At 38.0% G+C, this 21,898-nt stretch carries 18 protein-coding genes, 3 tRNA genes and 1 pseudogene; 9 read left to right on the top strand and 13 right to left on the bottom strand.

Features of this window, described 5'->3' with window-relative positions; translation table 11 throughout:
- The 7 genes and pseudogenes from ABJF11_RS03305 to ABJF11_RS03335 all read left to right on the top strand — a co-directional run.
- Window positions 1-1,114: pseudogene (locus ABJF11_RS03305) on the top strand (hypothetical protein); the annotation flags it as partial.
- Window positions 1,111-1,536 (top strand): hypothetical protein, encoded by a 426-nt coding sequence (locus ABJF11_RS03310; protein ID WP_348118041.1) that lies wholly within the window; start codon window positions 1,111-1,113, stop codon window positions 1,534-1,536. The pseudogene ABJF11_RS03305 and the gene ABJF11_RS03310, both read left to right, overlap by 4 nt.
- 517 nt (window positions 1,537-2,053) lie before the next feature.
- Entirely contained in the window at window positions 2,054-3,313 is a 1,260-nt protein-coding gene (locus ABJF11_RS03315) for an RHS repeat-associated core domain-containing protein (RefSeq protein WP_348118043.1), read from the top strand.
- Window positions 3,314-3,315: 2 nt separating this feature from the next.
- Window positions 3,316-4,068 (top strand): hypothetical protein, encoded by a 753-nt coding sequence (locus ABJF11_RS03320; protein ID WP_348118044.1) that lies wholly within the window; start codon window positions 3,316-3,318, stop codon window positions 4,066-4,068.
- 689 nt (window positions 4,069-4,757) lie between these two features.
- Window positions 4,758-5,285 carry a hypothetical protein gene (locus tag ABJF11_RS03325; RefSeq protein ID WP_348118045.1) on the top strand — a complete coding sequence of 176 codons (528 nt, stop codon included), beginning with the start codon at window positions 4,758-4,760 and terminating at the stop codon, window positions 5,283-5,285.
- 185 nt (window positions 5,286-5,470) lie between these two features.
- Window positions 5,471-5,719 (top strand): hypothetical protein, encoded by a 249-nt coding sequence (locus ABJF11_RS03330; protein ID WP_348118046.1) that lies wholly within the window; start codon window positions 5,471-5,473, stop codon window positions 5,717-5,719.
- Window positions 5,712-5,972 (top strand): hypothetical protein, encoded by a 261-nt coding sequence (locus ABJF11_RS03335; protein WP_348118047.1) that lies wholly within the window; start codon window positions 5,712-5,714, stop codon window positions 5,970-5,972. Before ABJF11_RS03330 ends, ABJF11_RS03335 begins: the two co-directional genes overlap by 8 nt.
- 265 nt (window positions 5,973-6,237) lie before the next feature.
- Here the strand turns inward: ABJF11_RS03335 and ABJF11_RS03340 are convergent, their stop codons facing one another.
- The 12 genes from ABJF11_RS03340 to ABJF11_RS03395 all read right to left on the bottom strand — a co-directional run bounded on the left by ABJF11_RS03340 (window position 6,238) and on the right by ABJF11_RS03395 (window position 20,283).
- A complete protein-coding gene (locus ABJF11_RS03340) occupies window positions 6,238-6,396 on the bottom strand; it encodes a hypothetical protein (protein WP_348118049.1) in 159 nt (52 codons plus the stop codon).
- A gap of 1,403 nt (window positions 6,397-7,799) precedes the next feature.
- Window positions 7,800-8,381 carry a sigma-70 family RNA polymerase sigma factor gene (locus ABJF11_RS03345; RefSeq protein WP_348118050.1) on the bottom strand — a complete coding sequence of 194 codons (582 nt, stop codon included), beginning with the start codon at window positions 8,379-8,381 and terminating at the stop codon, window positions 7,800-7,802.
- 382 nt (window positions 8,382-8,763) lie between these two features.
- On the bottom strand, window positions 8,764-9,339 hold the full coding sequence (locus ABJF11_RS03350; protein WP_348118052.1) for an OmpH family outer membrane protein: 576 nt from the start codon (window positions 9,337-9,339) through the stop codon (window positions 8,764-8,766).
- 219 nt (window positions 9,340-9,558) lie between these two features.
- Complete coding sequence (locus tag ABJF11_RS03355; protein WP_348118053.1) at window positions 9,559-9,867, bottom strand: hypothetical protein; 309 nt, start codon at window positions 9,865-9,867, stop codon at window positions 9,559-9,561.
- Between the two features lie 738 nt (window positions 9,868-10,605).
- A complete protein-coding gene (locus ABJF11_RS03360) occupies window positions 10,606-13,017 on the bottom strand; it encodes an FtsX-like permease family protein (protein WP_348118054.1) in 2,412 nt (803 codons plus the stop codon).
- Between the two features lie 865 nt (window positions 13,018-13,882).
- Window positions 13,883-13,956 (bottom strand) — tRNA-Pro (locus tag ABJF11_RS03365).
- Between the two features lie 138 nt (window positions 13,957-14,094).
- A tRNA-Arg gene (locus ABJF11_RS03370) sits at window positions 14,095-14,168 on the bottom strand.
- A gap of 40 nt (window positions 14,169-14,208) precedes the next feature.
- Window positions 14,209-14,295: transfer RNA gene (locus ABJF11_RS03375), tRNA-Ser, on the bottom strand.
- Window positions 14,296-14,498: 203 nt separating this feature from the next.
- Complete coding sequence (gene arsC, locus ABJF11_RS03380) at window positions 14,499-14,843, bottom strand: arsenate reductase (glutaredoxin) (protein ID WP_348118055.1); 345 nt, start codon at window positions 14,841-14,843, stop codon at window positions 14,499-14,501.
- Between the two features lie 7 nt (window positions 14,844-14,850).
- Entirely contained in the window at window positions 14,851-16,170 is a 1,320-nt protein-coding gene (locus ABJF11_RS03385) for a 1-acyl-sn-glycerol-3-phosphate acyltransferase (protein WP_348118056.1), read from the bottom strand.
- Between the two features lie 23 nt (window positions 16,171-16,193).
- Window positions 16,194-17,483, bottom strand: a complete 1,290-nt coding sequence (locus ABJF11_RS03390; protein WP_348118057.1) for an MFS transporter — start codon at window positions 17,481-17,483, stop codon at window positions 16,194-16,196.
- A 19-nt stretch (window positions 17,484-17,502) separates the two neighbouring features.
- A complete protein-coding gene (locus tag ABJF11_RS03395; protein WP_348118058.1) occupies window positions 17,503-20,283 on the bottom strand; it encodes a tetratricopeptide repeat protein in 2,781 nt (926 codons plus the stop codon).
- A gap of 149 nt (window positions 20,284-20,432) precedes the next feature.
- Between ABJF11_RS03395 and ABJF11_RS03400 the strand changes: the two genes are divergently transcribed.
- Together ABJF11_RS03400 and ABJF11_RS03405 are read left to right on the top strand one after the other, a co-directional pair.
- A complete protein-coding gene (locus ABJF11_RS03400) occupies window positions 20,433-20,591 on the top strand; it encodes a hypothetical protein (RefSeq protein ID WP_348118059.1) in 159 nt (52 codons plus the stop codon).
- A 103-nt stretch (window positions 20,592-20,694) separates the two neighbouring features.
- On the top strand, window positions 20,695-21,153 hold the full coding sequence (locus ABJF11_RS03405) for an RDD family protein (protein ID WP_348118060.1): 459 nt from the start codon (window positions 20,695-20,697) through the stop codon (window positions 21,151-21,153).
- A gap of 3 nt (window positions 21,154-21,156) precedes the next feature.
- On the opposite strand, the gene ABJF11_RS03410 is transcribed toward ABJF11_RS03405, so the two are convergent.
- Window positions 21,157-21,888 (bottom strand): RDD family protein, encoded by a 732-nt coding sequence (locus ABJF11_RS03410; protein WP_348118061.1) that lies wholly within the window; start codon window positions 21,886-21,888, stop codon window positions 21,157-21,159.
- Window positions 21,889-21,898: the final 10 nt, after the last annotated feature.

A 21,898-nucleotide genomic window follows, 5' to 3' on the forward strand; every position in this document is an offset into this window, starting at 1 on the left:
TGACTGGTACAGCACCCCGTTTAGAAAATACGACCCGAGCCTGGGCAGATTCCATGGGGTGGATGCGCTGGCGGAGTTGAACATCACCGTAGGGCCGAGTTCCTTTGCACATAACAACCCAATTAGTTTCAACGACCCTACTGGACTCGACGACAACGACGGCGACGAAGAGAATGGCGGCGGTGGTGGCGGGGTGCCTCCTATTCCAATGCAAGGTCCATGGTATGGATATGATATGCGAGGGTATGATAATATTGCCAAAGCTACGCAAGGCCATGGTGGTAATAATGGTTGGGCTAGTTCAAGAAGTTCAGGATCACTTTATTATAATGCCTTTGGCTCGTATAGTCCTAATGCGATTCAGCATGCGAGCATTGTTGCTGCCAAAGATATGTGGAAAAAGGGGGTACAGGGATTTGCCAATGCAATACTATCAGGGATGGGTGATAATGGATGGTTGACATTAGTAGGTAGTGATTTTCAAACCGTTTATGATGCATGGGCAGCTGGAATGGATTTTGACCTTGAGTCTACCGGTGGTGACGGGGTAAATATGTCGATTTATAATTTAATAGTTGCCAGTAGCAGGTCATCAGGAATAGTAGAAATTAGACTAAGTAACAATAGTAATTCAGATCAAGATTGGATTTTTAAAGATGATCAGGGCAGGCAGCTATTCGATTATTGGAGAAATGGTAATGGAGCTGAATTAATTCTGAATACGAATGAATGGGGTGCATATATGGCTTCAAATTGGTTTTTGACGGATCAAATTGGTAGACATCTTGCAAATACCGATGCTGTTAATCGTACATCAAATGGAGCGATTAGCGGATCTTTTCACGCTGATTTAGATTTAGGAGATAGTTACACTACTGGCTATGGCCTGCTTGGTGGATCAAATTTTAATGTTGGAGATTTGATGTATTCTGGTACAGTGGAAGTTCTTGGTAATGGCTCTTTTCAATATAATATAAAACTTGTTTGGAACGATATTATGGATCCTAACAGACAATATTTAGGAGATAGAATTGGTGCTTGGCTTTATCCAGGCACGAATTATATTGTAAGAATTCATTGGTCAATATCAACAAAAATAACACTCCCAAAATGAGAATCGTAAGATATGTTTTATTTGCATTAGTAACTTTAGTCACTTCGAATTGTAAGAACACCATAGATGAATCAAATAATCGAGCTATAAGCGAACTAGGAATCTACACGTATAAAAATGAAAACTTGAAAATTATAGCTTATGAAGATAAGCACGCATTAAAATACATTATGCTGGATAGCACTTATAATGTTCTATTGCGAGATAATTTTAAAATATCATTATTTCATAACTGGGGATTGTATTTGGATGAAAATAAGAATTTGTGGGTTTTAAGTTCAGATATTGGCCATTCATGTTGGATATATAATGACTCTACAAATACTTATACAAATCAGGTTCTGTATGGTAAGATCGATGAATATTCTCTTCCAAAAGGATTATTGAATGCTTTTGGAAGACTGATAAGAATAGGAAACTAATCCCGCACTGGTCGTAGGTTAAGCGTAGCGGTCCTATGACCAAGTAAGAAGGAAGAAATTGGAATCCCTTTCCCTTGTGGCGAGGGATTTTTTATGATTACAGGGTTTTAAGTTTGCCGGCTTTGATCAGGTTGTCGAGTGTGTAGAAGATATTTTGTTTATCATCATCATGGAGCTTCTCGATATCCTCTAATCGTTGCATGTTTTTTTATCGAGGATTTTAAGCTCACCATCACCGACCAAATAATCGAGAGATACATCTAATGCATCAGCCAGCCTCTTGGCAGTAACTGATCGGGCGCGTTTAGCATTTTAGTTTAACGTGTTCGTGGAATTAAAGAAAGGTAGGAATCCCTGATGCCGCATTGTGTTGGGGATTTTTTTATTGAGAGGATGGCAGATGTGTAGTAATGATTGGACGACATCGCTGTGACCGAACCCGGCTCTTTGTATATTTACAGGGCTGAGTGTTAAGAAAATACTCGGTGGGTATTTTTAGCGAAGAGCCAGCAAGCGCATGAGACAAATTGATGTCACCAGCCCAGTCTACTTTGACGACCTACAAGTCAGTCACACGCACTCACCTGTGGTTCAGAAGGGGGCTGATTGTCTAGAAAATGTCCGGTGGGTATTTTTAACGAAGAGCCAGGTGGCAGGAGGATCCTTCGGCCTCTCTTTTAACTCCTACAGCCGGGTAGTGATCACTGATCAAAACTTCAAGTTTAACGCCGGCTCCGAGCTCGAAGCCATGACCGACTGGTACAGCACGCCATTCCGAAAATACGACCCGAGCCTGGGCAGATTCCATGGGGTGGATGCACTGGCGGAGTGGAACATGACCGTTGGGCCAGGATCGTTCGCTCATAATAATCCGATCATGTACAACGATCCTACAGGGTTAGATGACAATGATGGTGAGGCAGCTGAAGATGATGATGATCCAGGTCAAACTGCTGGAGGTGGGGGTAATCCGTTCGCATGGATGGTATCATCTGAATTTAGTATGCATGGTTACAATAATGTGGCATCAGCAAGCAGAGGACACGGCGGGCAAAATACAGGAGCCAGTGCAATTGCCGGTTCAGGAGATCATTGGAGTGATGGTACTGATTTTAGCGATTGGTCTTTTAGCGGTGGTAGCGATACCTTTAGACAGGGGTTGGCTATGGGTCTAACTTATTTTGGAGGCGATCTCTATCGAATAAATGATGATGGAAGCAGAGACGCGTATGCAGAAATTAATGGAGAATTAGGGTATTGGGTAGATAATGATGTCGCCGAATATGGCGGAGTGGGGCAGGAGAAAATTAATGGAATAATGTATAGTAATGTTTTTTCGAATGATGTTGTTAATGGAATAAAATTTGTTTCAAATAGCTCTCAGCTTGGTTGGTGGGGTCGGTTGATGGCAAGAGTTGATCAGGATATTATGATTATGACTGATGGTTCAGGTGGCCCTGATGCTGCTCTCCGAAAGAGCGATGGATCACAGGCGCGTTTGTTAAATATAAGTGAAGTTTTACCTGCAGGTACAACTAGAAAATCAAAACGCACAGTAGGAAATACTAAAATGAAAAATGTTTATTCCGGCATGAAAAGTTTGACGAATGCAACAGTTGCATGGTTTGGTATTCCACCAAGTGTTGAGCCAGATACAATACAACAGAGTCTTTTTCAGGTGTATATTATTAGTCAAGATTCTATTATAGATGAGTCAATGAAAATAAAATATAAGAAAGGTGATAATCCTTTTATGAAGCATAGAGATATAGATTAGAAATGTATAAAATATTAAATATTGGTATTGGGCTTGCTATTGCACTTTCCCTAAGTGCTTGTGAGAAAAATGTTGAAGTTATTTATCATAAGAATGGGCAAATTGCATCAAAATTTCAACTTAATGGAGGTGTGCGAAATGGAGAAGCCTTGAAATATTACCAAAATGGGAGAATCAAATGGAAGGCAATTTATCATAATGGATCACTAAATGGTAAAGCAATTAAATATGATTCAACGGGTAAAGTTCTTACTAAATTCGAGTATGTGGACAATATAATGCAAGGACCTTTTTTAGCTTATTTTCCTAATGGAAAAATTAAGGAAAAGGGGAACTTACGTCAAGGAAGGAGAGATGGGATGTGTTTTTCATTTTATGAAAATGGGTCAATCTTCAGAAAATCATATTGCGTTCAGGATACTGTTATTTATGGTAAAACATTTTCTGAAGAAGGAAAACTAATTGCGAGTAATTTGCCAATAGAGATAACTCCTTATGATGAAATAAATAGTGTTGAAATTGAATTGACTTACTCTGAATTTGAAGGTGCAAGTATTTTTCTTGGGTTTGGAAATATTGATTCTGAAGGAAATTTACTTGACACATTGGGGTATGCCGATGCAAAAAGCATGAAGTACCTGTATAAGTTGGACTCAAATCAGAGCCGACTATCAGGCGTTCTTTTTGAGGTTAAAAATCCTGAAGGAACGTTTGAAGCAAGATATCATTTTTCTTATGAGAAAGAGACTAAATAGCCTTCAAGCCGCCCTAATCGGGCGCGTTTAGTTTAATTAGCGTAACGCGTTCTTGGAATAAAAGAAAGTAGAAATCCCTGATGCTGTGTAGTGTTGGGGATTTTTTATTGAGAGGATAGCAAGTGTGTAGTAATGTTTAGACGGCATCGCTGTGACCGAACATTCCATTTATTCCATATTAATTTTAAATCATGAAAATTTCATATAAGAATCTTTCGAGAATTTTATTTTTCCTTGTTCTGTTTGTAACAATATATAAAGGTTGTATTATGTTTTCGAACAGAATAAACGCAAATACTCGAACTGATACTAATTTTAGGTATCCACTACTTTCTTCCGAAATGATACTTAATGATAAGGTGGTAGATTCAGTAAGTACTCATAGAGGTTTCACTCGAATTTTATTTAGAGATTTCGAAAAATATTCAATTCGACACTCCAGAAATTATAAATATCCAGAAGTTTATTTGGGAAATTTTTTGATGAAAGGTGATAGATTATCAAAAATGAAATACTCAGATACCTTAAGAATAGTTAGAGATGACAACGAATTTATTTTTGTCATTGGAGAATCTTTAAACAAAAATGACTAATTGAGTAAGCTTACATAATGGAAACAGTATTGGGCTAGAAAAATTGGGACAATATCCAAGCCCTCCTTTTTAAGTTTTAATAACTCACTAAAAAATATGATGAATAAGAAGTTGTTATATCTGATATTTTGTCTTTCATTGAGTGGAGTTTCTCATGCTCAAACGCAAGGCTCTGTGAAACCTTCCTATGAATATTTATACTATAAGATGCAAACACAGGCAATGAGGCTTGAAATTCTGAGTACAGAAGTGTATGAAAATGCAAATAACAACAAGTACCTCATAGAATTGTCAGGTGGAATGCTTCTTCATAGTGAAACAGCCATAAGTATAGCCGGTATAACCAAAAGAATAAATTCAATGATCAATGTTCCAGATAGTATGGTGTTGGTTGGGAATTTAGTTTGGTTAGTAAGTTTGGATGAAAATAGAAGTTTTGAAAAACTTGAGCTAGTTAAAAACAAGAACCTATCCAAGAATTTTGAAGATGAGGTTAGCCAAATATTGATTACATACTTTACAAAAGCTGAATTACCTTTTGCCAGTGAGATTGATGGTTTTTTTCTTCTGCCCTTGAAGATTGTAGGTCAGAAATTTTTACAACCAAGTAAGATCAAGAAATGAGAGGGTATACCCCTGATCGGGCGCATTTAGCTTATTAGCGTAGCGCGTTCGTGGAATTAAAGAAGGTAGAAATCCCTGATGCTGTGTAGTGTTGGGGTTTTTTTTATTGAGAGAATAGCAAAAGTGGAGATTTATTTTATTGAGTGGAAGCTAATCACAATAATAAAATTTAACTATAATTAGTTATGAATAAAAAGAACTATTGGGTATTTATTATGTTATTATTTGCCCTGAACCTTCTATTTCTTAAGAATTTATTAACAGACATGGCAAACACAAATGAAATGAAAAAGTCATATCAGATTTTTGAATATGATGTTAAATTATTGTTGGGGGAAGCTACTCTGCCAATAAATACACTTGAGAACTCTATTAATAAATGTGATTCTATTCAGTTAGAAATTGATAAATGTAAAAAGAAAAACAGTGAATAAAGTAATTGTTATTGGGTTAATTGTCGCCTTTATTGTTTCGGGCTTTTTTTTACTCGTAGGATCAAGGATTGCTGAACGAGAGTATCAAATGTATTTTTCTAAAATTAAATACCCAGATAGTATTGCAGGAACCATTGATCCTGAGAGAAAAGCGTGGCTGGATAGTTTGATTCACTTTGAGAATAGAATGGATTCATTGTCATTGGTGCTTGAAGATTGTATGTCAGAAATCGCCCCAATCGCTCGAGATTAGCCTCTTCGGCGTAAGGTGTGCGATACTTCTTTGAGAGCGAAATTTCTACCTAATCGAGCACGTTTAGCATTTTAGCGTAGCGCGTTCGTGGTATTAAAGAAATTAGGAATCCCTGATGCTATGTAGTTTTGGGGATTTTTTTATTGCGCTAATTTTTGAACTTGCTTTTTAGTGATGAAAGCATCGATAAGTTTTTTGACCATGTTGCGGGCGTCCTCTTCCATCTCTTCTATGGCCTTGAATTGATTAATCAGTTCGGGGTCAGTCAGTCTGTTTTTAGTCTTCTCATCGGAAGCACCAATACATCAGCAATCACTGCCAGCGTTTTGGCAGGTGACTGAGCATCCTTGGCCTCATACCGTCCAATCTGTGCATAGGAGATACCCAGCTTAAATGACCACAATCCGAATTTACTGTTTGCCATATTTCTTTCAATGGGTTGATCATTTTAGTAGTACAAATCACTGGTGAAGCATAAACTTGCTTATCCATGGTAATCCATCTGTAATGATACTCTGGTCGAACAAATATTAAGCAATGTCTCTTCGAAAGACCAAAGAATTATTTACACAATTGAAAAGGGTCGTTAATTTCAAAAACTGCCTCCAAACAAGTAATTGTCCATATAATGCCCATTAATGTCCGATTCATTTCTCTGCATCACATTAAGTTTGCTATACATTAAATCGAAAGAATTACATACGGGGGACAAGGTATGATAGTTCTTTTTAATGAATAGGGCTACAGCTGAATAGCCCTATTTTTTTGCCCTTTTTTGGAGAATATTCAAATCCCATGATGCAAGGGATCGGTCGGTATCTCTGGAGGATTGGAAAATTTATGCATAAATTTTTGCTAGTCTAAACAAGAAGAGCTCCACATTTGTAACACCTCTGAACTGAGATCTAAAAGCCTTGATTTTGACACTATGGGATTTTGCTGAAGCATTGGTACTTCTGTTGTCGAAGAAGGTGAGGACCGAAATGTAGTGGTTTTGAATTGTTCTGTCCACAGTATAAAATGATTTAAATCCAGCTTTCTCTACTTTGTCATACCGCCAGGCTAACCGTGTAAATGGCTCGCCTTTGATCTTGCTGGTTGGATAGATCTAGACAAGTGCTCTTGATAGTGTATAGGCTTGTTCTAAAGCTGGATAACGTATAAAAAGTATTTCACGCGATGTGCCCTGAAGGGCTTGCCACCTCACGGCTCAGTTTGATCTTTTTGTTTTCCTGCTCCTTCAGCTTTTTCGATTACAATGGTAGCTTTATTCTTTTTCAAAGACCTTGCCCCAAAGAGTGTTTCGCCTACTTCACCAGAACCAACTAAGTGGGTGTTGACCAGGACTTGCCATCGCTTATCTTACTTTATGCATAAACAGCCAAGCAATCTTTCTATTTATGTCATACTTTTTAGCCATAGCAAGCGCTGAATAGCTTTTGGCCGTCGCTGACATCTCAAAAATGATAAAGAAGGCTTTTACGCAAATCAAATTTCGCTTTGTGGAATAAGGTATTTGAGGTTACTCAGTCAATGAGGCAACAGCTCTTACATGCTCTATGAAATGAATCCTCTTTCTCTTTTCAGAAAGCATTATGGTTATTTTACTACATATAAAGCTATCTCGCCACTAGATATCAACTAGACAATAGTTGCACTTTTCCTCATTGGAAAACTTATTAAAGAAATCAAAGAGACTCTCACCTTTGAATTGTTTTATCATAATACTGATTTAGACTTCAAAATCAGTCCAACTATTAAAGCGGTTAGAAACATAAATAGTAATTCTAATAAGTTTAATGTTCATTTAGAAATTCAATTACTCGCTCAATTTTTTTGAGGTAATACCAAAAATCGAGCCCTCATCAAATCAAAAATTTTGTACATTTTATTTCTTACAGATTTGACATTTTCATACCCAATGATTAGTCTAATTTGCTCATAAGTTAAGTCCTCATAGAAATAAAAGTATATTATTTCTCTCTCCTTATCATTAAGGGCACTAACCGCTAATTTTACTTTGCTCTCTTTTTCATTTTTTATTTCTTCTTCTATGAGCAAGTGTTCTTTTGACAATTCAATTTCAAAAAATTGTTCTTGCGTTCTGCAAATTTTTTTAAGTTCACGATCTCTGGTTTTGATAATTTTTCTTCTAAAAGCGGTGTATAAATAGGGCATTATAGCAGTTGTATCAGATAATCTTTTTCTGCTATTTTCCAGGTCCACAAATAAATCCTGGATTACGTCTTCAATCAATGTTTGATTATTTGTAAACTGATATCCGTAATTACGCAATTTTTTGTACGTATTCCGATATATTTCATCAAATGCTTTCCGATCACCATTCAGAAATAAGCGCCAGAGAACGCTGTCCTTACTTTTTACTTTTTCAACAAATAGTTCTTCCATTACTATTTCAAAATAATTGTATCATGGATTTTCATGAAGTCTGACAAGTGGGTTAATCTTTTAAACACGTCTCGTTCTATTAATAATTAGATGATGGTTCTTAATACTCAGCGGATATATAATGCTGAGTTAAGAAATTTTGAATTTGCTCAAATTCTGGAAGAGAGGTATAATAATACCGTTTTGAATCGAAAAAGAAGGTTCTTGATACAAGAAGCATTAGCGTTAATTTAATGCGTGATTACATCCTGATTTTTATCTTAAATTCAAAATTATCTACCATAAGTAGTTGGGAAACTTGAGGTTCAATCAAGTTGAATTATTTCGAAGCAGCCTACACATATAGCATGCGTATTGATAGCTAGAATCAAATAAAATCTGATTACTCTGATTGGGATATATCCAATCCTAATTTAACAAGCACTGCATCGTTGATTACAGTTGACTCAAGACTATAGAGCAGTATAGGGTTTTGTTGGTTATTACTATTGATCACATGTGTGAATCCCATTTCCTTTGCTACATTGTTAATAGTCAGCTGAAGATTATTCCATATTGGTGTGAGCGATTCGGATTCCTTCTTGCTAAATTCGTCATTTGCGGCCTTTTGGAACTCTTGAATTGATTTCTGCATTTGTTGCAGTTCGGCCTGTTTATCTTTTAGTATCAAATCAGCCAGCTTATCCTTATTGGATGCTAGTTCTTCTTGCTTGAGACTATAGGCATCTAACTTGGATTGCAGTTGAGCTGCAAGCTGAGCTTTTAGTGTGTCGAGTGCCTGGCTTGCTTGATTCACCTCTGGTAGTTTGTTCAAAATAAGTGAAGTATCAACAACTGCCAACCTGGTTTGGGGAGCATTGTCGGTTAACTTCCATGCAGTAATATTCAGTAACACAATCATTCCTGCTATCCACCATAGATATTTTGGGTATTTTTCTCTGACTTGATTAATCAACATGCTAACTTTTGGTTATAAATAATTTACGATTAAATTTCTTACTCTACTTTATAAGTATGAAAGCGATGAACCAAATGTAGTTGTCAACATGTCATTAAATCGGACATATTAATAGCACAATAGAGACGCTTTTTTCCTTCAGTTATCCAGTCCGGCCTCTTATTAAAAAGAGTCATGGGTCAATCAGAGTGACATTAGATAGTTTCAATAGGATATTGATTATTTGATCCCTTCGGTGTGGTCTGATGGGGCATTGTCCGTGTTCATATGTTCCAGGAATTTCTTATGTACCATTCCTTGGCGCGAATGACCTATTTTTCTTACCCAAAATTTATTTTTGGAATGACGGCCAAGTATAACGGCTTCAACTTTATTCCCATTCTTCATTCTTACCCAAACGTGTTCATGGATGCGAAAATCAGATGTGCTTATATTTTTTGGGATGCTTAAATCTGGTAAAGGTGCACTTTTGGCAATTCCGCAAAACAACGTCGGATAAATTAGGGCAATTATTAGTATTTTTCTCATAACCAGTGTTCTAGATAAATAAAATGCTGAAGTAAAAGTACTTGCCGATTTGGGTATAATTCGGTCAACTTACTCATCTAAAGGGTCGGAGATAGGATTAGGGGTCTGTCTGGAAAGTTGTAGGAATAAAAAAAGCCCAGCAAAATGCTGAGCTTTTCGAAGTCGGGATAACAGGTGCACGGCTAGTGGATTCGAATGGCATCGGCCACCTGGCTGGGACCCCCTGGTCCCAAACCAGACGCACGGTCAGTGGTGAGCTACCGGACTGCGCTGCGCGACGTTCGCTACATCCCGAATATTAAAATTGTCACAGGTATATTTGACAATTTTTGTGATCCCTTCAGGATCAGAATATGACTTTATATCTAATTGATTGCCAGTAGTTTATGTGCTTTTAGATTTTTAGTACAAATATGGTATAATATGTTTAGGTCGTATTCGAAACTCACCTAATGTTTGAGTCTTGTCAGAATTCAAACATAAAATCATTTATCCTATTGATAGTCAGCTAATTGCAAGCGAAGATCGGTTCATGGGTATAACCAAGGTACAACGTGAATACAGTGATCTGTCTTAAGATGCTTTGAAGTGAATTGTTAATATTTTTAATTAAACCTGACTCTTTAAAATAGATGACAAAATAAGTAGAGAGTACCTTTAGGACTAATCCCGTAGTTTTTGTTGTTTAAGTTGACCTAAGTTGTTGAGACAGCATAAATGTTTGAGGATATTCGGTGCTCATAACTCTTTTAATGTTTTTACCGGATTTACGAAAGAGGCCATATAACTGATGCTACCAACTGTAGCCATGGTGATCAGTAATAATACAACCATTGGGAATAAAAACAGCTCAAAGCTAATATCTATACGATAAGCAAAGTCATCCAGCCACATATTGATAAAATAGAACGAAATAGGAGCGGAGATTGCAAAAGACAGAGCGATGAGCCAGAAATACTCTCCGATAAACAACCTAACAATGTTCATTTCACTTGATCCCAAAACTTTTCTTATTCCAATCTCATGTCTACGTTTGACGACGCTATAGCGAGCTAAGCCCAGCATGCCCACGCAAGCTAATACGATTGCGAGTGCGCTAAATATTGAGAATATCTTATTATAAGCCATTTCAGAGGTGTATAAATTTTGAAACTCTTCATCTAGAAAACTATACACAAGGGGATTGCCCGGAAAAGCACTTTCATAAGTCTTTTTTATGGGATCGATGATGTTTGGCAACTGCTTTGGGTCAATTTTCAGTAGAAAATAATCATTGGCTGATTGAGGGCGATACAAATGATCTACAATAAAAACCCGTGGATCTATTTCACGTTGAAAACCAAGACTATTAAAATTATCTACTACTGCTACTATAGTGGACCCAGAGCCATACCCTATGATTTTTCCTATGGCCTCTTCGGGAGATTTCCAACCCCAGCCTTCTAGGGCTTTCTGGTTTACGACGACCCTGGTCTCGTTATGAGGACTGTTTTGTAGTGGGATTATACCGGCTAAAACTTTGGTTTCAAAGATATCAAAATAGTCGTTAGTAATGTTAGACAAATAGACTGTTTGAAAGCGTAGTTCTGTCCCATCGACTATTGGAACATATCCCTGCCATCCTTGATTGACACCAGGAGAAGCCCCTCCCCAAGTGGCCAATTCAACTCCAGAGAGATTCAGCGCCTGCCGTTTTACATACTCTGCCCGCTGTCGATTAGTCTCCAAGCTCGTCATTGGCCCTTCGATCATTAGTACCTTGGCTGTATCAAACCCAGGATTTTGGCTGGTCATATGATTCACTTGCTTGTACACGGTCAGCGTGTAAGTGATCATGAAAAGTGAAACCACGAACTGTACTGTGACCAACCCTTTTTTGAATAGATTGCGGGAACCTAAATGCGAACGCTTGATGTGGGACCCGTTACCAACAGTAACGATGGCTGGATAAACTGATGAAACAACTAATCCTATTAATAGAACGGGAACGATAAAGGGGTGTGCTTGGATCGGAAATATGGAAGGGATCATTTTTACATGGGTCCAATCTGATAAGTAAGGACTCATCAGCCAGAGAAATAAAGTGGCCACAGCAAATGATAGTAGATTGAGCAAGCCAAACTCCAGAACGAACATTAAATGAAGATTTTTGGATTCCGCACCAAAGACTCTCCTCACACCTATCTCTTTCATCCGCTGAGGAGCCTTAATAGCCTGAAGGTTAATGAAATTGATCCATGCGATCATCAAAATGATGAAAGAAAGATATTCGAGCATCTGTATTTTTGACTCACTGCCTGACTGTTTTTGCTCTCGTGTAGTGTCAGATTTCAAATGAATATCACTTACTGAGATTAATTCAAAATCATAAACCTCGCCTTGTAAAGCTTCATCATTCAGCTCAAAACGTTCGTAATAGTGCTGATTCAACCTATTTGCAAGACCAACCTTATCAGTACCCTCAACCAATTGATAATAGGTGTGAAATGCATAACCACCCCAGTTTTGACCTTCCCTATAATAATCAGGTCTAAGTGTTTGTAAAAAGTCCATAGCACCTACCAGGTGAAATTCCACGCTTGAGCTGGCAGAAAGATCAGCAAACACTCCTTTAACTACAAAATCATGAACACCCAAATAGCTAATACTTTTGTTTAACGGACTCTCATTGCCAAACAAATGTTTTGCGAGAGAGGCCGAAATAACTACACTCTTAAGATCATGATTATTAATATTACTTCCCTGAAGTAGTTCAATCCCGAAAAAATCTAAAAGACTTTGATCAGCAAAACTGATTCCTCCTGTTTTCAAGCTGACCCGGTCATCATGAGACAATATTCCTTCACCTGCATCGTAAAATCTTGTAAAAGTTGTGATTTCTGGCTCCTTTGATACAAACAAGTCAGTAAAGGGATAGGGAGCCGTAGCAGAATGCACCATCTCAGTGCCTTCATTGACAATCTTGAAATTAAGCCTTACTTTGTTTTTGTAATCTGGAATCAGTCGATCAAAACTCCTCTCAAATGCTGTGAACTTAAAAATCACAAAGGCGAAGAGTATCCCAATAGCCAGACTTCCAAAAGAGATGAAAGAAGAGACTTTGTACTTGGCTAAGTTTCTAAAAGAAACAATAATGAAACTTTTGAGCATAAGTGTTCTGTTTTGTCCTTGTTCTAAGGTACTCAACAACTCTCTCGGTCGGTTTTTTTTCAGACAAACAACCAGTTTGGTTAGACCAAGCGCATGTTTTAGCAAAAATGGATTTGCTCAGCAGGGTGTTAATGAGATGATGTTGAATCTCGGATGTGGTAGGTAGATGCCAAGTGTTGCAAGTTTTAAATACCTAGGAGGTACTTCTGGAACAAAGCATTCAAATGAATAGTCTCGCAAAACGAAAGATAAGAAAGGCTGATCCCATTGTTTTGATTCGAGCCTGACTCCAGTAGAGAAGAACACACTTTTCCTTTGTTTGTGATTGTATGCGCTAGGTTGGACCAAAGTCTTTTCATCTTTAGAGAGTATTTTCTCTCGGTTGAAGGTCAAGCTATACCTAATCATAAAATCTTTTTTTTGATCTCTTCAAACCGGTCAATTGTTGCTATTAAACTGGTATAGTGAAATTTGCAGAGGTGACGTATAGGACGTAATAATTGCTTTGAAATAAAAAAAGCCCAGCAAAATGCTGAGCTTTTAGAAGTCGGGATACCAGGTGCACGGCTAGTGGATTCGAATGGCACCAGCCACCTGGCTGGGACCCCCTGGTCCCAAACCAGACGCACGGTCAGTGGTGCGCTACCGGACTGCGCCTCGCGACGTTCGCTACATCCCTAATATTAAAATTGTCACCGGTATATTTGACAACTTGAGTGATCCGCTCAAGGCTTGATAGCATCGGCTACTGATCGCAATGGCGAATCGTCGAATTGCTTCTATCTACTGATTGGAACGTGACTCTTATATTTTTATGGAATGGATTAAATAAAAAAAGCCCAGCAAAATGCTGAGCTTTTCGAAGTCGGGATACCAGGATTCGAACCTGGGACCCCCTGGTCCCAAACCAGGTGCGCTACCGGACTGCGCTACATCCCGATCAATAAATTGTCACCGGTATTATTGACAATTTTCGTGATCCGTTCAGGACTCGAATCGAATCGTCGAACCGCTGAAACCTACTGTTTAGAAGGCTTTGCAATTCAAGATATTCATCTCGTCAATCACGTCTCATTGTGATCCGTTCAGGACTCGAACCTGAAACCTACTGCTTAGAAGGCAGTTGCTCTATCCAGTTGAGCTAACGGACCAACAATTATTTATAAAAGACATCTTCTTTTATCATTCAAGCGGAGAGAGGGGGATTCGAACCCCCGGTACGATTTCTCGCACGCATGTTTAGCAAACATGTGGTTTCAGCCACTCACCCACCTCTCCAGTGGATACCAAACTAGTTGAAAATTGATTCAAATCTCATCTCAGCCGGACGTTTTACCCATCGTTTTTCAAGTACTCCTGAAAAACGAGATGCAAATATAGCATAACAATAATCAGAAGTCCAACGTGTGTTTGAAAAAAGGAGAATAATTTTACCAAATTCTTTCACAACTATTAATTGTTGTTAAAAGGTATTTCAGTTTTTATCTTATTAGTTCAATAATATTCTCAATTGGCCTGCCGATTACGGCTTTGTTATTCTTGATAACGATGGGTCGCTCTATTAGAATCGGGTTTGCAATCATAGCCTCAATCCATTCGGAGTCAGATAATTCTTTTCCTTTGTATTGCTCCTTGAAAATGGATTCGCCTTTTCGAACTAGCTCCAATGGCGCTATGCCTAACATCGCAACAATGTCAATTAAATCTTGTTTAGTTGGATGATCTTTGAGATATTCAATTATCTCAGGGTTTTCCTTATTGTCATTAAGGAGGGTCAGCGCCTGACGACTCTTGCTACATCTTGGGTTGTGATAGATTTTGGTCATGACTTCTTCATAGTCTGTTCAAATATATTTTTCTCGCTTCATCGAGTTCATCAAAAATAGAAATTTTCAAACTTTCAAGTTCTTTTCTAAGATCCTTTTTAGGAGTAATGATTCCATGAATTTTTAAAAATGCAATTCCCGCCTGAAAAAAATTCAGGTAGTGTAAAACAAAGTAACCGGAAACGGGAAGTGAGACTAAATAAATGGTAATGAGAATTGGGTCGGGAGCTACCTTTACTCCTAATAAAAGATATGATGCCAAGTAGTAAGCCGGAAAAACAATAATGCCAAGACTCATCATGATGGGCGCATAGTACTCGGTTTCTTTTGTGAATTTTTTAGCCAGCCAATAGGGCAGCCTAAAAGGAAGTAAGTTTTGCAGAAGTCCATATAGGTATAATGGAAATCCCAAGATAATATATAATGATCCTGAGACAAGAATACCATATTGCTTTAGCCTGTTTTTCATTGGCGTGATATACTTGGCAGAGGTTTGAAACTCGTCAAGTAGCAAGTTACATCTTTCGATTTTTGATTTGATGTATTCGTATCTGTTGGGCAGGGTCAGCTTGAAATATTGAATGGCATTAGCTATCTCTTGAGTGAGTTCGAATTCTTTTTGTTTTTTGCGATCTTGTTTGCTTATGAGATGCTCCTTATAGATGCGCTTAACTTTGAAAAATAAATTTTCCTGCTCCTTGTCAATGGTTGTGATGGTTAGTTTTTCCAAAGCTTTCTTAATTGACTTGGTCAACTCTTGCACGCCAGTGATTTCATCTTGCAGATACTTTTCCTGAAAATCTTTGACAGATATTAACTCACCAACATTAACATAAATCTTACTTCTGAATTTCGAAGGATTACTGTAATAGAGGCCAATTGGTATAATTCTAAGTCCGAGATTGAAATCATTTCTTTTTTCAACACTGAGCGCAATACGCGCTCCTCCGGTCTTGATCTTTCGCAACTTCAACTCGTGATAACTTGTGCCTTCAGGAAACAGCATCAGCGTGTTTTTATCTTCCAAAAACTTATAACATGCGCGGAAAGATTTTTCGTTGTCAATTCTAGCCCCAGGCTCCACATCTTTATCTCTATAGACAGGAATCACACTAAAATAAGAGAAGATGGCATTTACTGCTGAGTTTATAAAAATGGATGCATTCCCTAAAAAGCCAACTCTTTGTTTGAATAGTGTAGCTAGAATTAGCGGATCCATGAAGGTATTCGGGTGGTTGCCGACTATTATTAGTGGTCCATGCGACGGCAAGGGTTCCGATTTATGAATAACGACCTTTCGAAAAAATATTCGAAGGGCAATCTTCACTACTATTTTTAGAAAACCATAAATCAAGCTTCTTTCTTATTTAAGTTAGACCTTGACAAGATGATGATTCCAACTACAAAGAATATGCCCATGAATAGCATTGAATTTCTCATGCTACCGGTAAGCTGAAGAATATACCCAAATCCCATAGTGCCTAGTACTATACCAAATTTCTCGGTTACATCATAGAAACTGAAGTAAGAGGCAGTGTCCTTAGTGTTTTCCGGAATAAGCTTCGAATAAGTCGATCTTGAAATAGATTGGATACCTCCCATTACAAGTCCCAACAGACCGGCTAATCCAAAGAAAATAGTTTTATCACCAATGAAGTAGGCCAGTACGCAGATCGAAAACCAAATTACAATCGCAATAGATATTGCCATCTTATTGCCATTCTTCTTTGAAATAAAGGCAAACAGATAAGCTCCACCAACTGCAACGAGCTGGATAATCAAAATTACAATGATCATCTCATTAGATTCCATGCCAATTTCTTCGGCAGCAAATAGTGGTGCCAACAGCATAACGGTTTGTACACCCATGCTGTAGAAGAAAAATGAATACAAAAACCTGATAGAATTGATATTTTCTTTTAGACTGAAGAAGACCTTTTTCAATTCGTTGAATCCTGATCTGAGCACTTCGTTGGTGATCTTTCCCTTGGTATTATCATCTTTTAGAGCGGCGAAGGCTATATGAGCAAATCCAAACCACCAAATGCCAACCAATAGAAATACAAATCGGGTGGCACTTCCTGCATCTTCAAAACCGAAAGTTTCCGGGATTGATACCAGGATTAGGCTGAAGATTAGGAGTAGGACACTTCCGATATATCCCATCGAAAAACCTTTTGCACTTACGTTGTCCATTTGATCTTCAGTTGCGATTTCAGGCAAGAATGCATTGTAGAATACCACTGAAGAGGCATAGCCTAAACTAGCTGTAATTGCCAATATGATTCCATATTCAATATTACTTCCTACAAAAAAGTACAACCCGATACACGCCAAGGATCCTAAATAAGTGAAAAATCTCATGAATGCCTTTTTAGTACCGCGGTAGTCTGCAATTCCAGATAGGATCGGGTAAAGCAATACCGCGATCAGAAATGAAAACGAAATTGCGTAAGAATAGAGTACTGAGCTATTGATATTTATTCCAAAAAATGTCACCAAATCGTCATTGAAAGCACTTTCGGTCACGCTATTATAGTAGATCGGAAATATGGCGGTAGTTACGATTAGGTTATAAACTGAATTGGCCCAATCATAGGAGCACCATGCATTGATGGTTTTTTTATCGTTTAGAATCATGGCTTGAATATAAAAAGATTCAGGCGTTCTTGGCCATCATTTCTTCAATACTCCTGTTAAATCTTTTGTGAAACTGCTTTTTGAAGTTGGTCACGTTTTTCATTCCAATGGCCTTAGCTGCTTCAGTTGGATTTTTCAGACTTCTGCTCTTGATCAAATTTTCCAGATAGTGCCATCGGATTTCTTTGATGTACTCATGTGGTGTCAAGTTGGTCAGTTTTTTTATCATCCTATAGACCTTTCGTTCACTTGCAGCCATTTCATCGGCCAATACTAATACAGTAAGGTCCGGATTGTCTATTTGTTCGGTTATCAACTTTTTCACCTTCTCAAGTAGCTCTTTTTCAATCTCACTTATGAGCGGTTTGTCATTGACGAGAATCGTATTACTGCTATCATTAGTCCATTTTTCTTTTTGAGCGAGTAGGTTTCGAATTCGAAGTAAAATTTCTTCTTTGCTAAATGGTTTTTGGAGAATATTATTGATGCCTCTAGTCAAAACTTGCAACTGATCGTCTGACGAGTTTCGGGCTGATACTACCAGTACAGGTATGGATTTCCATTCTTCATTTTCCTGCATCTTTTCTAGCAGTTCGAACCCATCCATCCACGGCATCATCAAATCCGTAATGACCAAATCAATTTTTTTATTCTTCAAAACTTTAAGTGCCATAAGGCCATTTTCGGCTTCGGTTACATAGTATTCTTGACCAATCAATTTGGCCACAAACTCTCTCACCTCAGGATGGTCATCTACAAGCAATATGTGAGACTTTCCAGTGTCCGAACCTTCTGTCAAATTCGTGAGCGGGTCACTTTTGTATGTTTTTTCCCAGAGTTCGCTCCATAACTTGTTTTTAGAGATAATATAATCGGACTGCTGAGGAATATCCTTCACATCTGATTCTAATATCATATATGGCATCCTCAACGTGAATATTGTACCCTCATCGATCTTTGAGTCTACAGAGATGTCGCCGCTATGTGCCTCCACAAGCTCTTTTACGAGAGAAAGTCCAATGCCCAACCCTTCATACACATGATATTTGTTCTTCGGCGACTGATAGTATCTGTCAAACAAATAAGGCAGACTACTTTCAGGGATACCTTCGCCGGTATCCCTGATAGATATCAAAAGTTCCGTGTCTTCTAATCTACATGTAATGATGATGGAGTCTCCCTGGTGCGTGTGCTTCAGTGCGTTAGTGATCAGGTTGAAAATAATCTTTTCAAACTGATGAGGGTCTATAGATATAGCAGCATGGTTGTCTAATTCTGAGCTAAATGACAAATCGATTGACTTAAACTCGGCTGCCGAGGCAAACATCGAAACCAATGAATTGACATAAGCGTTCACCGGAACATCTTGCAATTTGAGGCTTATCTTGCCTTCTTCTAATTTTGTCAGCTCGTTGATTTCGTCTGTGAGAAACAGCAAACGTTGAGCATTTTTATTAGCAACATCTAAATTGTCTTGTGCCTCTTGCGTCAGATAGGACTCATCATCTTGTTTTATTTGTTCATAGTTACCCAAGATTAAACTTAGCGGGCTTCTGAGGTCGTGCGAAATATTTGCAAAGAAGCGGGATTTGGCAAAATCCAACTCCTTTAGTTTTTGAGCTTGAGCTGAAATCTGAAGATTGAGCCTTCGCCTTTCGGTGGCTCGGGTATATATGATCAAGGCTATAATCAGAAGCATAACTGAGACGGCTGCCGCCAAAATAATAATGATTTGTTGGCGCTCGACTATTTCCTTTAGAAAAAGCGTCTCCACTTCTTTCTTTTCAGCTTCATACTGAGACTTTAAGCTCTCAATAGTCCTGGTTGTCCTCTCATTGAAAATGGAATCTTCGTTTTGTTGTGTTAGTTTGAAATAATACAAGGCCTCTTCATAGTTATTGCGCTTTTCGGCGATGATTGAAAGATTCTCATGGATTTTTCTAATGTCATTCTTAAGCCCATTGTCCTTGGCTATTTTCAGGCTCTCGGCCGCATAGTACTCAGCAGAGTCGAGATTATTCTTTTCTCTATGAATGACGGATATATTGTGCAAACTAAAAGCGAGGGCGCCTTTATTTTTTATCTTATTGACTTGCTCTATAGATTCATGAAAATAGGCCAGTGACCGGTCTAGCTCTCCCTGGCGCATTGTTAATTCTGCAAGATCTACGGCAATGGTCACCAGACCATCAGTATCGTCAATGTTACGCCTTATATCTCTGGTTTTCAGGTAATTGCGTTCAGCTTCCTCGAAGGAGTCCATTCGAGAATACATACGACCAAGGTTTAAGTAGACATAGGCAAGCATGCTTTGGTCATTGAGCTCCTGGGCTGAAATCAACGCTTTTTCAAAATACTCTCTTGCCCCTTCATAGTTAGTTTGATAGATATATACATTGCCAATATTGATATTGGAATAACCAATCTGTTCGATGTTTTGAACTTCTTCAGCTGCTTTTAGTGCTTGCACAAAATAGTTAAAGGCATTGGAATAGTCACTTTTGTTTCTATAGGCTATTCCCTGGAAGTTGAGACTCTTTATTATACCACTTTCATAGTTAATTTCTTTTGAAAGCTTGTAAGCTTTCTCGCCGAAGTATAGGGAGGAATCAGAATTGATATTTCGATACTGCCAGCTAAGTTGAGAGAGGATTTCTGCGCGCTCTATACCCGAGGCGATACCAAGTGAGTCCTTTAGACTGTCTATGGTCCGGACAAACTGAACGTGTCCCGTTTGCAGTGCATTTGTAAAACTGCACAACACTAAAATCCAGAATGATAAAACCAGAGATCTTTTCATAGCAACCTAAAACTCTCCTCAAATGCAACCTCGAATTTAATATATTTTGATCAAACCAATTATGGGTGTGATGAGACTTGTGAATTAAGGATTTTATTATTCTCAAAAAGTCGTTAACATTGACTTTCAATTTCAAAATTTCAATCAGGATGAGTTCAAGTACTAAATCAACATTAAAGTTAATCGCCATCGTCATCGTGCTGCTCATGGTGGCTATGCAACTCAATTTTATCATCATTCCATTTCTTGCTGGTTATAAGTTTTGGCTGATGGTTTTGGCAGCTATACTGTTACTCCTTGCAGGATAATTAGAATCTATTCAATATTGATAAGAGATATATCAATTCGGAATCCAGTGCGGATAACCATTTAAGAAATCAAACATTTATCTAATCACTAAATCAAACAAAAATGCCGGAAAACGAACAAGTAATAGATCAACCGATGGGTGGAGGGTCTGATGGTAAAGATTATGTAATCAGAAATAAAGCCTCTTCCGGGAAGCGATTTGCAAACTTAATTATTGACACCATCATTTTTTATATTTTGGTTTTTATGGTTGGAGTTTTTTCTGAACTATTACTTCCTGGATCTTTTTCAGAAGGTGAATCTGATCCGTTCAATATACTGTTTCCATACCTAATTATGATATTGTACTACTGGTTTATGGAGGCTTCCACAGGCAAAACGGTGGGAAAATATATCACTCGAACTAAAGTGGTAAAAGAAGATGGAAGTGAACCTACAACTATTAACATACTAGGTCGGACCATGTGTAGATTCATACCTTTCGACGTATTTACTTACTTGGGCAGCAGTGTGCGAGGATGGCACGATTCGATTCCCAATCTCTATGTAATAGAGGAATAAAATTTACCTTGTCAGAGCTATATAATCTCTTACAGTAGTTCTTAAAAACTCCTTTTTGTCACCAACGTCGAGTTGGAAGTCAAGATGGAGTTTTTGCTTGACCTTGCCTACCAATTCATCCAAAATTTCTTCGTGGGATTGATTGTTATATTTTTTGTTTCTTCTAAGTACTTCTTGAATCAAGAGAATTTCTTTGTCTGAGAGGTTTTTTGCCCACTGATAAGTGACCTCAATCTGTGCTTTTTCCTGATTGCGTAGAATGTCATTGTAGGTAATGTGGCCTCCGGGCTTGATTCTAATCAAAGTAGTATCTGAAATCAAATCACCGAGTCGTTGTCCATTCTTGCTAGTAGCAATGAATATGATTGCAATCGAGCCGAGAGATAAGTATATATCGATCATCCGAAACACCCATCGCAGGAAGTAATCACTGTTTTTAGGTTCTTTGCCATTTGTCTTGACCACTTTTAGACTCATGGACCGTTTTCCAATAGTACGGCCATTGAGGATTATTTCTGACGCCAGATTGTAGAAAATAAAAATCGGCATAGCCACAAGGAAAAAGAGCATATCTCCGCCAACTGATGAGAAAATGGCCGCTAATATTGAAGTCAATATGAAAGCCGCAAGTATGATCAGAAAGTCGATAATGAAGGCCAGAATTCTGTCTCCTAGCTGTGCTACTTCATAGTTAATTCGAACGTTTTGGGTTGTATTTATTTCAATACTTTGCATCTAATAAAAT

Source organism: Reichenbachiella sp. (genome assembly GCF_039941815.1).
Classification (GTDB): domain Bacteria; phylum Bacteroidota; class Bacteroidia; order Cytophagales; family Cyclobacteriaceae; genus Reichenbachiella.

What these genes read in the sequence shown, in the direction of transcription:
- ABJF11_RS03310 (WP_348118041.1), top strand. Translation starts at nt 1,111, where the DNA reads ATGAGAATCGTAAGATATGTTTTATTTGCATTAGTAACTTTAGTCACT.
- ABJF11_RS03315 (WP_348118043.1), top strand. Translation starts at nt 2,054, where the DNA reads ATGAGACAAATTGATGTCACCAGCCCAGTCTACTTTGACGACCTACAA.
- ABJF11_RS03320 (WP_348118044.1), top strand. Translation starts at nt 3,316, where the DNA reads ATGTATAAAATATTAAATATTGGTATTGGGCTTGCTATTGCACTTTCC.
- ABJF11_RS03325 (WP_348118045.1), top strand. Translation starts at nt 4,758, where the DNA reads ATGATGAATAAGAAGTTGTTATATCTGATATTTTGTCTTTCATTGAGT.
- ABJF11_RS03330 (WP_348118046.1), top strand. Translation starts at nt 5,471, where the DNA reads ATGAATAAAAAGAACTATTGGGTATTTATTATGTTATTATTTGCCCTG.
- ABJF11_RS03340 (WP_348118049.1), bottom strand. Translation starts at nt 6,396, where the DNA reads ATGGCAAACAGTAAATTCGGATTGTGGTCATTTAAGCTGGGTATCTCC.
- ABJF11_RS03345 (WP_348118050.1), bottom strand. Translation starts at nt 8,381, where the DNA reads ATGGAAGAACTATTTGTTGAAAAAGTAAAAAGTAAGGACAGCGTTCTC.
- ABJF11_RS03350 (WP_348118052.1), bottom strand. Translation starts at nt 9,339, where the DNA reads ATGTTGATTAATCAAGTCAGAGAAAAATACCCAAAATATCTATGGTGG.
- ABJF11_RS03355 (WP_348118053.1), bottom strand. Translation starts at nt 9,867, where the DNA reads ATGAGAAAAATACTAATAATTGCCCTAATTTATCCGACGTTGTTTTGC.
- ABJF11_RS03360 (WP_348118054.1), bottom strand. Translation starts at nt 13,017, where the DNA reads ATGCTCAAAAGTTTCATTATTGTTTCTTTTAGAAACTTAGCCAAGTAC.
- arsC (WP_348118055.1), bottom strand. Translation starts at nt 14,843, where the DNA reads ATGACCAAAATCTATCACAACCCAAGATGTAGCAAGAGTCGTCAGGCG.
- ABJF11_RS03390 (WP_348118057.1), bottom strand. Translation starts at nt 17,483, where the DNA reads ATGATTCTAAACGATAAAAAAACCATCAATGCATGGTGCTCCTATGAT.
- ABJF11_RS03395 (WP_348118058.1), bottom strand. Translation starts at nt 20,283, where the DNA reads ATGAAAAGATCTCTGGTTTTATCATTCTGGATTTTAGTGTTGTGCAGT.
- ABJF11_RS03400 (WP_348118059.1), top strand. Translation starts at nt 20,433, where the DNA reads ATGAGTTCAAGTACTAAATCAACATTAAAGTTAATCGCCATCGTCATC.
- ABJF11_RS03405 (WP_348118060.1), top strand. Translation starts at nt 20,695, where the DNA reads ATGCCGGAAAACGAACAAGTAATAGATCAACCGATGGGTGGAGGGTCT.
- ABJF11_RS03410 (WP_348118061.1), bottom strand. Translation starts at nt 21,888, where the DNA reads ATGCAAAGTATTGAAATAAATACAACCCAAAACGTTCGAATTAACTAT.